Source organism: Streptomyces hiroshimensis (genome assembly GCF_014650335.1).
In the GTDB taxonomy this organism is placed as follows: Bacteria; Actinomycetota; Actinomycetes; order Streptomycetales; family Streptomycetaceae; genus Streptomyces; species Streptomyces hiroshimensis.
Genome location: NZ_BMUT01000002.1, coordinates 76,362 through 90,106, shown reverse-complemented (window position 1 = coordinate 90,106; position 13,745 = coordinate 76,362). Strand labels below are relative to the sequence as shown.

The following is a 13,745-nucleotide window of genomic DNA, read 5'->3' as shown; positions in this document are numbered from 1 at the left end:
AGGCGGCCCCATCCAGGATCGTCCACTCGGCTCCCCAACCGGCCGCAGCGCGCCAGGTCAGTCCCGGTACCAGTCCTCACCGCCGCTCTCCAGGCACCTGACGACGTACCGCTCCAAGGACTCTGCGACCACGCGCCGCTCATCGGTCTCGTGATCCCATACGACCACCTCGCTGCGATCCGGGTTGCAGAAAAACGCGAATTGATCACCTCCGCCGTTATCGCCGAAGAACAGCATGGAATCAAATGAAGCATAGAGCTCGGCGAACGAAGGGTTCGCCCGGAAGGCCGCATTTTCATCAACGATACGTTCCGCAGACCACACCAGATCGGTACCGTACTCGTCTGTTACGCCGTTAGCCTCAAGGAGGAGGCTCTTCAGATCCCCAGGAACATTCTGGCGGAGGATTCCCTCAACCGCCTCCACCGCCGAGCGACTCGCAGCGGGAGCAGTTTCACCCACAGGGTTCAAACTCAAAATCAGTTCCCGCCACATACCATCTCCCAACATCTCAGACCGGCCGGGAACCTACAGTGACGCCTTACCGCACACAACAGTCGGCCCGTCGCCAGTGCCCAAGACCCGCACGCCGGCGAACCGGTTTACGGAAAGGCCCGACCAAGCACCGCTCAGCAACTGGCCAGCAACCTGCCTTCTTCCATTGCATAGAAGGCGGCTGCCCCGGGCACCAACTCCACCATCCGCCGGAAAAATTCCCCACCCGCATCTCGGAACGCTGACAGGAGTTCACCCTCCCCGACGAGGGCAGAGAGTGTTCTGCCATTCACAACAGACTGAACCAGCACCCTCGCGCCCTTCCGAGAGAATTTGAACTCGATCGGCTGATCAGGGAATCCAGTCGCAACAGAGTCAGATTCCTTCAACCCTTCCAGCATGCTGACAACATACGACCACAATTGATCAACATAGTCCCAATGCTCGCGGGAGAGGATCTCAACTCCATCTACCGTGACCACCAAGGCGCCTTCAATGTAATCCGGATCAGGAACTGGGGATTCCATCTGATCAAGAGAGGCGAAAGAGCCGTTCGAGCTCCTCAGGGAAGTTGCAACCGTCAGCATCGAATTTCCCTCACCCTTCAAGGGGATAAAGTTGACCGACACGCCCTCGGTTCATGCCTAGCTTGTACTTCATCCCGTTCACTTCACCTTCAATCTGATAAATTCCGCGCGCGCCGCGCCTACTCACCTCATCATGATTTTGCTTCAGGACTTCGCGAACGACACCCTTCAGCTCATCAACGGTCATACGCGAGAGGGAGTTGGTTTGGGTCGCCTTCCCTTGCTACCCGACCTGTCTTGACCCGCACCGGCGGACGACGCCGACGATCGGTAAAGCACTCCCCGAGTTCCTCCGTGGGTGCCGCGTCAGGCGACGGCAGATATGGGGCGTCAGCCCCAAACCGGCGTTATCTCCGCGCCTGGACCGACTACCACAGTGTCAACCTCCGTAGAGGACAGAACAACGATCTCTGTAAGGTACACGCCAGGCACCTGCGCTACGCCGCTCGGCGCTGAGCAGGTGGAGGCGCATACACAGGGGGGCACCTGTGAGTTCCGGGGACTCTGCAGAACAACGGTTGCAGCTGAACCAAGCAACTAGCGGCGGGGCGGGCGGCGGTCAGGAAGCCTTGGCGAGCTCCGCGAGCGACAAGCAGCGGGCCGCGAAGTTCATGGAACAGCATCTGCTGCCGGACACCCAGACCGCCAGTCGCCTGACCGAAGGCGGTGGCCATGTGCAGCCGCCCCTGGCCGGTCCAGGGGTATCGCGGTCGAGTCTGCTGAAGCCGGACACCGGGTTGAAGGGACTGTCCGCCTGGGCCACGGAGGAGGGCCTGTCGGAGGCAATGGCCCTCTGGCAGGCGCAGGCGAACAGGCTGATGAGCCGGCTGAACCAAGAGCTGAGCGCGCTGCGCGGCACGAACACGCTCTTCCAAGGCCAGGACCACGCCATCGGGGCGCAATTCGACTCTACGAGCACTGCGCAGCGACCGTTCCGCAGCCGCATAAACGAATGGTGACCGGGGGGGCGACCGTGCCACTGAGCTACAGAGATGTCATGACGGCCGACCTGTCGCCGCTACTGAGCTCATCCGAGCTGTGGCAGAAGATGGGAACGCGCTTCGGCGAGCTCAAAGACGACTACGTAAAACACGTCCAACGCGCCCTGGCCAACGGCAAGTGGCAGGGGCAGGCCCTCGCCGCGCATCAGAACAGTGCCACGGCCACGGCCTCCGAATACGCCGCGGCCAAGACGGAGGCACTGGCCGTCGCCAGTCTGCTGAAGCAGGCGCACACCGAGCTTTCCCGGCTGCAGAAGGCGGCGAAGGACCTGGTCGCCGACGCCGAGGCGAAGGACTTCAAGGTCGATGGCTCGGGCAAGGCCACATACGTCGGCTTCGACAAGCTGTCCGGCCAGGAGAAGCGCGCCCTCCAGCACGATCCGGACTACCCGCGGGCGGTGGCCGATGCCCGGCAGAAGGCGCAGGAGTGGACCGCCGCCGTAGCCAAGGCGGTGCAGGCAGTGGACGAAGCCGATCAGAGCGTCAGACGGGCACTGATGCGGGCGGCGGGCACCGGCGTCGGCATCGGCGGGTTCAACGCACATGCCGAGGGCGACTTGGCAAAGGCCGGGGCGCCGGAGACGGGCACCCCGAAAGCCGATGGGTGGAAGGTCACGACGACCGGGCCGGGCTCCGGTTCCTCCGCAACCGGCAGCCCTTCGTACGGCAAGGAAGGCAGGCTCAAGACGTATAGGGACCTGGGCCATGTAACCGCGGAAAGATCGCTGACCGACGGGCCGGCGGATGTCTCGGTGAAGGCCGACGCCTACGCGGGTGAAAGATTCACGGCAAATTACGGTTTCACCAACAAAGGTGCCAGCGCCGCGGCTGAGGTGTCCGCGGGCGGGCGGGCCATGGCCGAAGAACGCGAATACAGCGGGGTTATTCCCTTCTACATGCGGGCTGAGGGATTCGCTGGTGGCGAGGTCGGACTATCCGCCAAAGCAACCAAGGAAGAGGTCACTGTCGGCGCAAAGGTGTTCGCCGGCGCCAAGGGCGGCGTGGCGGGTGGCTTCGAGATAGCCGGGATCGGTATCGGCGGGACGGTCGAGGGATGGGCCGGCGCTGGCGCAGAGGCCAAATGGGGCCTCATGAAGAACGAGGACACCGGCAAGTGGAAGCTCGGCGGCAAAGCAGGTGCCGCCGATGCCCTCGGCGGCGCCCTGGGAATCGAGTTCACCGTCGATACGCATAAGTTCAACAAAACCGTCGACCATGCGGCCGACGCAGTTGGTGATGCCGTCGGCTCCGTCAAGAAGACCATCAGCAGCTGGTTCTGACGCACTCCCCATGGAAGGAGGGCCGGAGAAATCATGACACTGCCGGTACCGATCGAATTCCGCCTGCCCGAGGGCTGGCTCCCGGCCGATCCGGAGTCGGGCGGCGCCATGGGCGTGGCCTTTGCCGCAGTGCATCCACGGCCGCACGCCGGGTTCACGGCCAACATCACCATCGATGGCGAGTACCGGCCGGACGCGACGTCGCTGGGTCATCTCGCCGACGAGTCGGTGGAGCGCCTCCGCGAGGTCGCCGAATCGGTGGTGGTGACCGATCGCCGCGAGGTCGGCTCCCCGGACACACCCGCCTTGATCCAGCGACTGGCCTTCTCGACCGGCGATGGCGACGCACGCCGCGACCTCGTCCAGTCCCAGGTGTATCTGTCCATGCTGGACATCGCAGACTCCCGTAAGCGAGCAGTAGTCCGTCTGGCTCTGACCGCCAGCCCGGCCCAGCACGACACCGTTCTCGGAGACTTCCAGGACTTCGTGCGCACGGTGCGCCCCGGCACCGGAACGGAGATCTAGCCATGGGCCGTCTTCAAGACAAATGGCTCGGCACCAAGTACCCCGACAGCGATGTCGTACCGCTTTCCACCGCGGAGGTTCAGGACGCGCTACTCGCGGTCAATGGCCCGGGCGTGCCGTACCGCGTACGCAACGCCAACCCTTCGGAGGAGGGCGACCTGGTGGCGGAGTGGCTGATCCAGACAAGTGGATTTGAGCCCGGTCAGCAGGAGCTGCGGAAACTTAGGATCCGGATGTGCCTGGGCGCATCAGGGCACGAGGTGCGAACTCTCCAGGAACAGTGGACTTCCAGCAGGGGCCGGCTGTCCAGATCGCGCGGTTACAGCCGTGGGCGAGGGTTCATGGTGGAGCGGGCGTACGAGCGAGGACCGGACGGCCGTCGGCGCTGGGTCACGACCTTGGACACGCGCGACATGAGGAATGCCCTGAGGAAAGTAGTCCTCAGTTCGGGATGGACCTGGCGTGGAGTGCGCAGGCTGTGACTGGCCCACGGACCGTCATGCCCGCGTCCCGGGACCGCTGCAGGTCATCGCGTGGCGTTGCGTCGGCGGGTAAGGAGGATCGGGGTGGTGATGGCTGCACCCACCAGGACGGCTGCTCCGGCGCCGAGGGCGATCCATTTGGCAGGGCTGCCGTTGTCTTTCGCTGAGTCGCCGGTCGCTGCTTTCTTCGGGAGGCTTTCGGCGACGGACGCGGTGTCGTCGCTCTTCGGATCCTGCGAAGGGGCCGGTCCCGGCAGCGGGTTCACGTCGGCCGGGCCCGGGTCGCCCGGGTCCTTGAGGGCGATGCGGGGGCGGACGGCGCCGTAGCCTACGTAGTCGTTGCGCTTTTCAGCCGTGCCGGTGCTGCCGGCGGTGTTGATGAGGACGCGGGTTACCTGGTTGGCGGTCCAGGTGGGGTGGACGGACCAGATTAGGGCGGCGGAGGCGGAGGTCAAGGCGGAGGCAGCACTTGTGCCACTGCCCTTGCAGACCTCGCTGCTGCCGGGGCAGGCCGAGACTGCGTCCACTCCAGGTGCGGACAGGTCGACTTGAGGGCCGTGCTGCGACCATGAGGCTGAGCTACCGTTCTGGTCGAGCCCGGCCACTCCGATGACGCCAGGGTAAGCGGCGGGGTACTGAACCATGTTGGTCTTGTCACCGGTATTGCCGACACCAGCAACGATCATTTTGCCCTTGCTGAGGACATACGCGATGGCCTTCTCTTCATCGTCATTCCGCCCGGGGGTGGCAAGCGAGATGTTGATGACTTGGGCATCGGACTCCGCCGCGTACCGCAGCGCTGCAACCATCGCCCGAGTGTCCTCGGCGTAATTCTTACCGCCGACACGGAGAGGGAGAATCTTCACGCCAGGCGCGAGACCGTACGATCCGGTCTCGCTGCCTCTTTGGCCAGTCGCTGCAATGAGGGCAGCCATGTGAGTGCCGTGGCCATCGGCATCGGTCTGCGCGTCGCCCGAATCGGATGTGAAGTCCCTCCCTGCAAGCACTTGCCCTCGCAGGTCAGTCAAGCTCGCGTCCACTCCGGTATCGATCACCGCCACCGTGACACCAGCCCCAGTGCTCGTCTGCCACATTTCTTCTGCGTGCATGGCATCCAGATGCCACTGACGGGAGCGGATGGTGTCGGCCTGGGCTGGCGAGGCGGCGATCACGACGAGTGAGGCGAGAACAGCGACGGCCGTTCCCGCCCAGGCCCCGCGTACGGCACGGGCACTGCACATGTAGATGTCCTCTACTCGATGACCGGCGGCACGACATCCCGGCCGCCCTGCTGCCAGGTCTCTTCATCCTCGACCAGATAGTCGGGGCGCCTGCCACCGGTCCTTCTGTCCGACGAAACAGCGCCCGCTCCTGCCGCGGGCAGGAACCCACCCGCCATGCCCTGTCTGGTCGACGACGTACCACCGCCTTCTCCTGGGGCCCCACGTCGGACCAGCCCCGTACCGCCTGGGGTGAAGTGCGTGCTACCGCCACCAACCGAGCTGCGGCCCGCGACACCACCACCGACGACGCCACCGGGTTCGGTCACCTTGTAGCGGCCCGTTCCTCCGACCCCCGACCCAACGGCCGTGGGCCCAGGTACTGCGCCAAACCCCGTGCCAGGAACCATGGGTGGCCGCGTCTGGCCCTGTCGCGAAGGAGGCTCCGTGCCGAAGACCGCGGCCCGGCCAGGAGGCTGAGTCGGCATGGAAGGCCCCCGGGCCGTGGGGCGGCCACCGACGATCCCGTCGCGCGGCGTATTCGGCACTCGGACGTCCGGGCGACGCCCGGGACCCGCCCCCACGGGTCCGGGGCCCGGGATCCTAGGTGTCGGCTGTCGCACTGGGTCAGGGATCGAGCCTCCCGGACGGCGGCCTGGATCAGGACGTCGTGCGGGGCCCGGCCAGTTGGGTGTAGGGACGTGAGGCGCGGGGATCTGAGGCCTACCCGCATCTGGTGGAGTGACCGGGGGCTGGCCAGGGTGGGGAACCGGTACGCGTGTCGGTGTGTCGATGCCACCCGAGAGGTCCAGGTCTGGCCGCCTGCTCGGCCGGTCAGTAGAACCTGACGGGTCCGACAGGCCTACGCTTCCGCTGCTCCCTGAACCCCCATAGCCAGCCCTAGCGGCCCCAGCAGCCAACGACCCGTCGGACTCACCGCCAGGCAGGCTCACGTGCTCCGGAGCGTCGATCTGCTTCCGGTCCGGCATCACCTTATCCGGCATAGGCCGAAAATTAGGCCGAACCGCCTGCAAGATCTGCTTCCCCGACTCGTCGTACGACTCCGCCAGCGCCTTTATCAACTCGGCTGCCGCGTCCTTGTTCTCCTTGAGTCGCCGCTGGGCGTCGTACGCCTCCTCCTGCGTGGGGCCGCCCGTGACGCCGTCGCCTCTGGGAATCGGGATGCTGCCCGGGCCCGGCATGGGAACCTCGCCGAACGCCAGCGGGCGGCTCTTCAGCCAGGCGTCCACGGTGGCCTGGTCCTCAGGGGAGTACTTCGGCATTCGCCTCGCGCTGCCCAGGCTCGTGGACGCCATGCCCATCCACTTGTCGACTTCCCGGACGTAATCGCCGAGCCGGAGCGTCTCATTGGCCATGGAGTTGCCCCACTTGCGGAAGGCCTCGCCGGCCTCGCCCGACCAGACGACGCCCTCCATGTGCTTCTTGAGGTCGTCCCCGAGTTTCTTGATGGCCTGGGACGCGCTGTTGAGCGAGAGGGCGGCGGCGAAGACCTTGTGATGGTCCGCGTGCTCGACCATTGCCTGGAGCTTCTGGTGCGGGATGGTGTGGAAGTCGACAGCAGGAGCGCATACCGGCAGTTGGCGCGGGTCCTTGTCGCTTTTGACCTTGGCTCGGTCGATCATGGGTCTGTGCGTCCTTCCCGCCTCTAGAAGTGGCTGCGTCCGCTCGATCCGTCGCTGCCGCGCAGGTCCGTACGGGCTCCCGTCCGCGACGCGTGCGGCTGCGGCTGCCGCTGCGGCTGCGCCTTCGTCGGCTCGGCTTCCGGGTCCAGCTTCGGGTCGTACTGGCGCTGCATCCGCTCGTGGATCGCCCAGAGCTTCTCCCGCTCCTCCGCGTCCGTGTGGGCGTAGCCCGAATGGGCGTCCAGCACGGCCGAACTCAACGCCTGAATCTGGTCGTTGAGGAGCTGAGCGAGAGTCACCAAGTCGGCGTGGACATCGTAATAGAGGCCGAAGAGGGTCTCCGCCGCGTGGAAGCCCTCGCCCAGGTGGGTCTGGGTCAGGGCCGTATCGGCGACCTTTCCCGGCGCTCCCTCGGACTCGTCGAGTGTCCTCAGGAGATCGTCCACCCGGCCCTTGAACTTTTTCAGGGAGGACAGTTCGGCGGCCAGGCCGCCTTTCGGGCCCGGGCCCTGCCCCTGCCCCGCTCCCCCCGGAGATGCCTGCTCAGTCACGTGCGTCTCGTCACTGCCTTCCCCACCCACCGGCCGCCCCACCAACCACCGGCCGTCCCATGTAACTTCACGCTACACAGTAACGTCGCGCAGTGACACGCAAGTACTCAGCCGGACGCGGCCACCGCCGCCTGCGGCCTGATCGGCAGCCGGTTCACCGGGCGCCCCGTGGCCGCGCGCACCGCCGCCGCCACCGCCGCCGGCGACGTCACCACCGGCACCGCGCTGATCGCCTTGGCCCCGAAAGGAGCAACGACGTCGCGCTCCTCGACCAGCTTCACGATGTGGACGTCGGGGGTGTCCAGCGACGTCGGCAGGGCGTAGCCCGTGAAGTCCGGGCGGCGGATCATGCCCGACGCCGTGCGGAGGTTTTCCGTCAGGGCCGCGCCGACGCCCTGGGTGATGCCGGCCTCGATGCGGGCCCGGGCCTGCTTGGGGTTGAGGACTCGGCCCACGTCCTGGGCCACCGCCATTTCGACGACCCGGACGGAGCCCAGTTCCACGTCCACGTCCACGACCGCGCGGACCGCGCAGAAGGCGATGCCCACGAAGGCGTCGCCCTGGCCGGACTCGTCCAGGGGCTCCGTCGGGTGGGGGCGGCACTGGGCCGTGGCCCACAGTTCCTTGCCCTCCAGGGCCTCGGCGACCGTCGTGCTCAGGACCCCGTCGTACGACGTGATCTTGCCGTCGGTGATCGTCAGCAGCTCCGCGGACATGCCGAACTGCGCGGCGAGCGGCTGCAGCAGCTGCGTGCGCACCATCCGCGCCGCCCGCTCGACCGCGCCGCCCGAGACCCACGTGTGGCGGCTGTGCGCGCCGGGGCCGGAGGGGGGCTGGTCGGTGTCGACGGGGGCGATGTAGACCTCGTCCAGGCCCAGGACCTCCTGGACGATCTGGCGGGCCAGGGTGGAGAAGCCCTGGCCCGTTTCCACCGCCGCGCAGATCACCGTGGCCACCCCGGCACTGACCTTCACCGTCGCCGTCGAGACCTCGTCAGCGCCCTCCGCGCCGAGCATGTGCACCATGCCCAGCCCGTAGCCGACGCCGCGCCGCACCGCGCCGGGCTCGCCCGCGCCGTCGGGGCCGCCGGGGAGCACCCACTCCTCCTCGGTGTCGTCCGCGGGGAGGGCGGGCAGCGGGTAGTCGCGGACGGCGCGCAGGAGTTCGGCGACGGGCGCGGGGCAGGTGACCGTCTGGCCGGTCGGCAGCAGGTCCCCCGTCGCCATCACGTTGCGCAGGCGCAGCTCCGCGGGGTCCAGGCCCAGGCGTGCCGCGAGCTTGTCCATCTGGCCCTCGTACGCGGCGCACACCTGCATGGCGCCCTCGCCCCGTACGTGGCCGGACGGCGGGTTGTTGGTGCGGACGGCCCAGCCCTCGACGAAGGCGTGCGGGACGACGTACGGGCCGCAGGCGAACGCGACCGCCGCGGCGAGCGCGTCCGAGGACGAGTCGGCGTAGGCGCCCGCGTCCAGCAGGATCTGCGCCTCGACCTTGACCAGCTTGCCGTCGGCGTCCGCGTGGTGGCGGTAGCGCAGCAGCGTGGGGTGGCGGTGCGGGTGGCCGAGGAAGGACTCCTCGCGGGTGGCGACGAGCTTGACGGGGTGGCCGGTGCGCAGCGCGAGCAGGCCGAGCGGCAGCTGCATGCCGGGGTCCTCGCGGTCGCCCATCGCCCCGGGCACACCGGTGACGACGATCTTCACGCGCTCGGGCGCAAGTCCGAAGCAGGCGGCGGCCAGGTCGCGGTCGGCGTGCGGGTCCGTCGAGGAGGTGTAGATCTCGACGCCGCCGTCGGGGCGCGGCACGGCGAGGCCGGCCTCGGCGCCGATGGGCGCCGGGTCCTGGCGGCCGATCCGGTAGAGGCCCTCGACGATCACCTCGCCGACCACCTCCGGGTCGCCGAAGCGCAGCGGGATGTGGCGGATCAGATTGCCGTCGGGGTGCAGCGGTTCCGCGGAGAAGGCCTGCTCGGGGTCGGTGACCGGCTCCAGCACCTCGTACTCGACGGCGATGGCCGCCGCGGCGAGCCGCGCGGTGTCGGGGTGGTCGGCGGCGACGGCGGCGATCGGCTCGCCGTGGTGGCGCACGATGCCGGACGCGAAGACCGGGCGGTCGGCGACCTTACGGCCGTGGGCGGCATCGCCCGGCACGTCCGCGTGCGTCACGACCGCGCGGACGCCCGGCATCCGGGCGGCCTCGGTGGTGTCGATCGACAGGATGCGGGCATGCGGGTGCGGGGAGCGCAGGAGCGCGGCCCACAGCAGGCCCTCGGCCCACAGGTCGGCCGCGTACGGGTAGATGCCCTGGGTCTTGGCCTCCGCGTCGGCCGGGGTGAGGGAGGCGCCGATGCCGTGCGTCGGCTCGGCGTGGCCGGGCGAGGGGAACGCGGGGACGGTGGTGGCCGTGGCGCCACCCTCGGCGATGCCGGCCATTCCCGTCATTCCGCCCATTCCGCCGCTTCCCGTCATGCCGTCGCCTTTCCGCTGCCCCCGCCGTGCGGGCCCGCCTGGTGCGGGATACGGGCCTGGTCCGCATCCGGCTGCACAGCCTCGTGCTGATGTTGCTGATGCTGGTGCTGGTGCTGCTGCTCGAAGCCGTGCTGCTGCTGCGCGTCCTGAAGCTCCTGCTCGTGCGCCGCGGCCGCCTCGCGCTCGTCGACGACCTGGCGGACCGCGTCGAGCACGCCCCGGTAGCCCGAGCAGCGGCAGAGGTTGCCGCAGATGGCCTGGCGGGTCTCCAGCTCCGTCGGAGCGTGGTTGCCCTCCAGCAGGTCGTGCATGGTCATCGCCATGCCGGGCACGCAGAAGCCGCACTGCACCGCGCCGCACTCGGCGAGCGCCCGCTGCACGTCGGACGGCCGGCCGTCGGCGGCCAGACCCTCGACCGTACGGACCTCCGCGCCGGCGGTCGTGGCCGCCGGGACGAGGCAGGACGCCACGAGCCGCCCGTCCACCTGGACCGAGCAGGCTCCGCACTCGCCCTGCGAGCAGCCGTCCTTCGCCCCGGCGAGGCCGAGGCGCTCGCGCAGGACGTAGAGCAGGGACTCGCCGATCCAGGCGTCGGTCACGGGCCGGTCGGTGCCGTTGACCCGCAGGACGTACGACGCGCAGGGGTGCTCGGTGTGGGCGGCGGCGCCGAGGGGGCCCAGGGGGTCGGGAAGGCCGAGGGGATCGGCGGCACCCAGAGGGTCGGCAGCGCCCAGGGGGTCGGCAGCGCCGAGGGAGTCGTGCGCCGGGATGCCGGGGCCGGGAATGGCGGGCGCCGGGACGCCGGGGCTCTGCATGCCGGAGTCCGGGGCGGCCTCGGCGCCCGCGGCGGCGTCCTGGACCGGCTCGGGGGCGTCGGCGGGCACGGGCGCGGGCGCCGCCTCGGCGTCCACGGCTACGGCATCGGCATCGGCATCGGCATCGGCCGCCGCTACGACGTCGGCGGCATCCGGCGAGCCCTGCGACGACCCCTGCGGCGGTACGAACTGCCCGGGCAGCGTGGGCTGGGCAGACCGCTCGGGCTGCGCGAGCTGCTCGGCCTGCTCGGCCGGGCCCGGGTGCGCGAACGACTCGGCGTGCACCGCCTGCTGCGTCGGCTGCTGCTCCTGCTCGGCGGCGCCCGAACCCTCCGGCTGCCCCGGAAGCTCCGCATCCACCGCGGACGGCCGCTCCCGCTCCTCGGAAGCCGCCGAAACGGCAGCGAGCGACTCGCTCTCCGTCCCGGCTCCGCCCGGATTATCGCCCGTACCGGTGACGCCGCTGACGTACGCCGGCACGGTGAACGTGCTCGTCGCGTCCACGGCCGGAGGCTCGGCGTCCCGTACGTACTCACCGGATGCGTACTCACCGGACGCTTCCGCCGCACCCGCCGCGTCCTCGGGCAGAACCGGAACCGACCACTGGCCGGTGTCGGCGCCCGGCACGGGCGTACCGGCGGCCGGGGTGGCCGCGGCCAGCGACTGGCGCCAGGAGTCGTCGACGGGCTGCGCCGACCAGGGGGCCGGGTCCGCAGCCGGAGCCGGCGGCGTCACCGGCGCCGCGGGCGCCTCCGGGACGGCACCGCGGACGAGGTACTCACCGGACTCGTCGACGGGGTCGTCGCCCGCGGCCGGCACGGACCACTGGCCCGTCGAACCGGCACCGGGCGCCGGCCACTCCGCCGTGGCGTGCGGGTCGGCACCACCGTCGTGAAAGCCGCTGTCGTGAAAGCCGGTGTCGTGAGCGCCGGTGTCGTGAGCGCCGGTGTCGTGAAGACCGGCGTCGTACGCACCGGCCTCGTGAAAGCCCCCGCCATGGACGTCCCCACCGTGAAGGCCGCCCTCGTGGACACCCTCGGTGTGGGCACCCTCCCCGTACGCCTCACCGTAGGCAGCCTCATGGGCACCGCCCTGCGCACCACCGTGGACATCACCATGGACATCACCATGGACGTCGCCATGGACGCCGCCATGAGTCTCATGACCCTCAGCGGCCTCGCCCGCCGGGTAGCCCCCTTGCTGCCCGTGCCCGTACGCCCCAGGCGCCCCCCACTGCCCCTGCGTGCCCGCAGCGGCCGCCGTCGCCGGCGCCTGCTGCCAGGAATCGGCGGAGGGCGGGGTGTAGCCCCCCGAACCGGCCGCGGCCAGGGGGTCCCAGGCGCCGGTGCCGGACATGGCCGCGCCCGGGTGCGCGAGGAGCTCCGGGGGCAGCTGCAGGAACGTGGTGCCCTCGTCGTACTCCCCGCCGCGCGGGATCGGCTGCCAGCCGACCGGGCCGGCGGCATGGGCCTGTCGCTGTTCGTCACTCACGCGAGTGCCCTCCCCAGTGCTCGGCGGGCCAGAGTCGCCACCGTACGACGCAAGTGCAGCGCGGCGGGCGGCAGGGTGCCCGGCTCCCCGCCGTCGGGAGCGGGCGCGGGGTCCGGGATGCAGGCCGCGGCGACGTACTCGCCGAAGGCGGCGCACGCCTCGGGGGCGAGCGTGCGCTCGCCGTCCCAGTCGATGAGGGAGGCGACCCAGCGCTCGGCGTCGAGCGGGCGCAGCGGCATGGGCGCGACGGCGCCCACCGCGCAGCGCACGCCCCGCCGGGCGGGGTCGAGGACGACGGCCACGGACGCGGTGGCGCGGCCCGGGCCGGTGCGTCCGGTGGCCTTGAGGAAGGTCTGCGGGGCGTGCAGCAGGGGCACGCGGACGTAGCCGATGAGCTCGCCGGGGGCGAGCATCTCGTAGCCCGTCAGGAGGTGGCCGACGGGGATCTCGCGGCGGCTGCCGCCGGGGCCCGCGATGATGAGCGTGGCCTCGAGGGCGGCGAGGACGGGCAGGGCGTCACCGGTCGGCGCGGCGGAGGCGATGTTGCCGCCGAGGGTGCCGGCGTTGCGGATCTGGGGCGGGCCGGCGGCGCGCGCTGCGGCCGCGAGCGCCGGGATGAGGGCCGCGAAGTCCGGGCGGCCCATCCGGGCGTGGGTGAGGCCGGCGCCGAGCAGGGCGTGGCCGTCCTGGTACTGCCAGCCGCGGATCTCGCTGATGCGGCCGAGGCCGACGAGGCCTGCGGGCCGCAGCAGGCCGGAGTTGACGGCGGCCATCAGATCGGTGCCACCCGCCACGGGCACGGCCGCGGGCATGGCGGCCAGCGCCGCCACGGCCTCGTCGAGCGAGCCCGGCAGCGTCACCGTGTGCGCTGCCTGCGGTGCGTGCGTGGTCAACCCAGCTGCCCCTTCCCCGGTGGTCCCGGCTGTCCGGCCTGATCCCGCCGTACGATCCCGCCGTACGGTACGTCCTCACGGCCCGGACGTGGCAACTCTGGCACATCTTCGGACTCCGTCGTCGCGAGGGTCCACGAACCGCCGATCCGTCCCCGGCAATGCGAATGGTCCGATTTTCGGGAGTGTCCCCGCTGTGTACGGATTGGCATTGTTAGGGGGCCTTTTTACGACTTACGGCAGTGTGTGAAGGACCACCGTGCCAGCCGTCCGGCGCAACGGCGCGCAGCTTGGCCGTGG

At 69.8% G+C, this 13,745-nt stretch carries 12 protein-coding genes; 4 read left to right on the top strand and 8 right to left on the bottom strand.

Annotated elements, in window-relative coordinates; genetic code table 11:
• Positions 1-57: 57 nt before the first annotated feature.
• The 3 genes from IE241_RS05695 to IE241_RS05685 all read right to left on the bottom strand — a co-directional run bounded on the left by IE241_RS05695 (position 58) and on the right by IE241_RS05685 (position 1,269).
• Positions 58-495, bottom strand: a complete 438-nt coding sequence (locus tag IE241_RS05695) for an SMI1/KNR4 family protein (protein ID WP_190020533.1) — start codon at positions 493-495, stop codon at positions 58-60.
• 134 nt (positions 496-629) lie between these two features.
• Positions 630-1,082, bottom strand: a complete 453-nt coding sequence (locus tag IE241_RS05690; protein ID WP_190020532.1) for a hypothetical protein — start codon at positions 1,080-1,082, stop codon at positions 630-632.
• A 10-nt stretch (positions 1,083-1,092) separates the two neighbouring features.
• The gene (locus IE241_RS05685) at positions 1,093-1,269 is read right to left on the bottom strand and encodes a hypothetical protein (RefSeq protein WP_190020531.1); all 177 of its coding nucleotides are present in this window, start codon (positions 1,267-1,269) and stop codon (positions 1,093-1,095) included.
• Between the two features lie 301 nt (positions 1,270-1,570).
• Between IE241_RS05685 and IE241_RS05680 the strand changes: the two genes are divergently transcribed.
• Genes IE241_RS05680 through IE241_RS05670 form a run of 3 tightly spaced genes read left to right on the top strand, consistent with a single transcriptional unit; the run spans position 1,571 to position 3,888 of the window.
• Positions 1,571-2,041: a hypothetical protein gene (locus IE241_RS05680; protein WP_229898839.1), complete on the top strand. Its 471-nt coding sequence runs from the start codon at positions 1,571-1,573 to the stop codon at positions 2,039-2,041.
• 38 nt (positions 2,042-2,079) lie between these two features.
• Positions 2,080-3,363, top strand: coding sequence for a hypothetical protein (locus IE241_RS05675; RefSeq protein ID WP_229898837.1), 1,284 nt, complete (start codon positions 2,080-2,082; stop codon positions 3,361-3,363).
• A 33-nt stretch (positions 3,364-3,396) separates the two neighbouring features.
• On the top strand, positions 3,397-3,888 hold the full coding sequence (locus IE241_RS05670) for a hypothetical protein (protein WP_190020529.1): 492 nt from the start codon (positions 3,397-3,399) through the stop codon (positions 3,886-3,888).
• A gap of 526 nt (positions 3,889-4,414) precedes the next feature.
• Here IE241_RS05670 and mycP read toward each other — a convergent pair.
• Positions 4,415-5,542 carry a type VII secretion-associated serine protease mycosin gene (gene mycP, locus IE241_RS05665; protein ID WP_190020528.1) on the bottom strand — a complete coding sequence of 376 codons (1,128 nt, stop codon included), beginning with the start codon at positions 5,540-5,542 and terminating at the stop codon, positions 4,415-4,417.
• Between the two features lie 1,203 nt (positions 5,543-6,745).
• Here mycP and IE241_RS05660 point away from each other — a divergent pair.
• Positions 6,746-6,937 carry a hypothetical protein gene (locus tag IE241_RS05660; RefSeq protein ID WP_190020527.1) on the top strand — a complete coding sequence of 64 codons (192 nt, stop codon included), beginning with the start codon at positions 6,746-6,748 and terminating at the stop codon, positions 6,935-6,937.
• Between the two features lie 319 nt (positions 6,938-7,256).
• On the opposite strand, the gene IE241_RS05655 is transcribed toward IE241_RS05660, so the two are convergent.
• From IE241_RS05655 to IE241_RS05640, 4 genes are all read right to left on the bottom strand, one after another.
• Positions 7,257-7,784: a DUF2563 family protein gene (locus IE241_RS05655; RefSeq protein WP_190020526.1), complete on the bottom strand. Its 528-nt coding sequence runs from the start codon at positions 7,782-7,784 to the stop codon at positions 7,257-7,259.
• 107 nt (positions 7,785-7,891) lie between these two features.
• A complete protein-coding gene (locus IE241_RS05650) occupies positions 7,892-10,213 on the bottom strand; it encodes a xanthine dehydrogenase family protein molybdopterin-binding subunit (protein ID WP_190021043.1) in 2,322 nt (773 codons plus the stop codon).
• Between the two features lie 32 nt (positions 10,214-10,245).
• Positions 10,246-12,555, bottom strand: coding sequence for a 2Fe-2S iron-sulfur cluster-binding protein (locus tag IE241_RS05645; protein WP_190020525.1), 2,310 nt, complete (start codon positions 12,553-12,555; stop codon positions 10,246-10,248).
• Positions 12,552-13,448, bottom strand: a complete 897-nt coding sequence (locus IE241_RS05640; protein ID WP_190020524.1) for an FAD binding domain-containing protein — start codon at positions 13,446-13,448, stop codon at positions 12,552-12,554. The genes IE241_RS05645 and IE241_RS05640 overlap by 4 nt, the downstream gene beginning before the upstream one ends.
• Between the last annotated feature and the right edge of the window lie 297 nt (positions 13,449-13,745).

Excerpts from the sequence above, each read along its gene's own strand:
- IE241_RS05695 (WP_190020533.1), bottom strand. The coding sequence starts at position 495 with ATGTGGCGGGAACTGATTTTGAGTTTGAACCCTGTGGGTGAAACTGCT.
- IE241_RS05650 (WP_190021043.1), bottom strand. The coding sequence starts at position 10,213 with ATGGCCGGCATCGCCGAGGGTGGCGCCACGGCCACCACCGTCCCCGCG.
- IE241_RS05685 (WP_190020531.1), bottom strand. The coding sequence starts at position 1,269 with ATGACCGTTGATGAGCTGAAGGGTGTCGTTCGCGAAGTCCTGAAGCAA.
- IE241_RS05690 (WP_190020532.1), bottom strand. The coding sequence starts at position 1,082 with ATGCTGACGGTTGCAACTTCCCTGAGGAGCTCGAACGGCTCTTTCGCC.
- IE241_RS05675 (WP_229898837.1), top strand. The coding sequence starts at position 2,080 with ATGACGGCCGACCTGTCGCCGCTACTGAGCTCATCCGAGCTGTGGCAG.
- IE241_RS05670 (WP_190020529.1), top strand. The coding sequence starts at position 3,397 with ATGACACTGCCGGTACCGATCGAATTCCGCCTGCCCGAGGGCTGGCTC.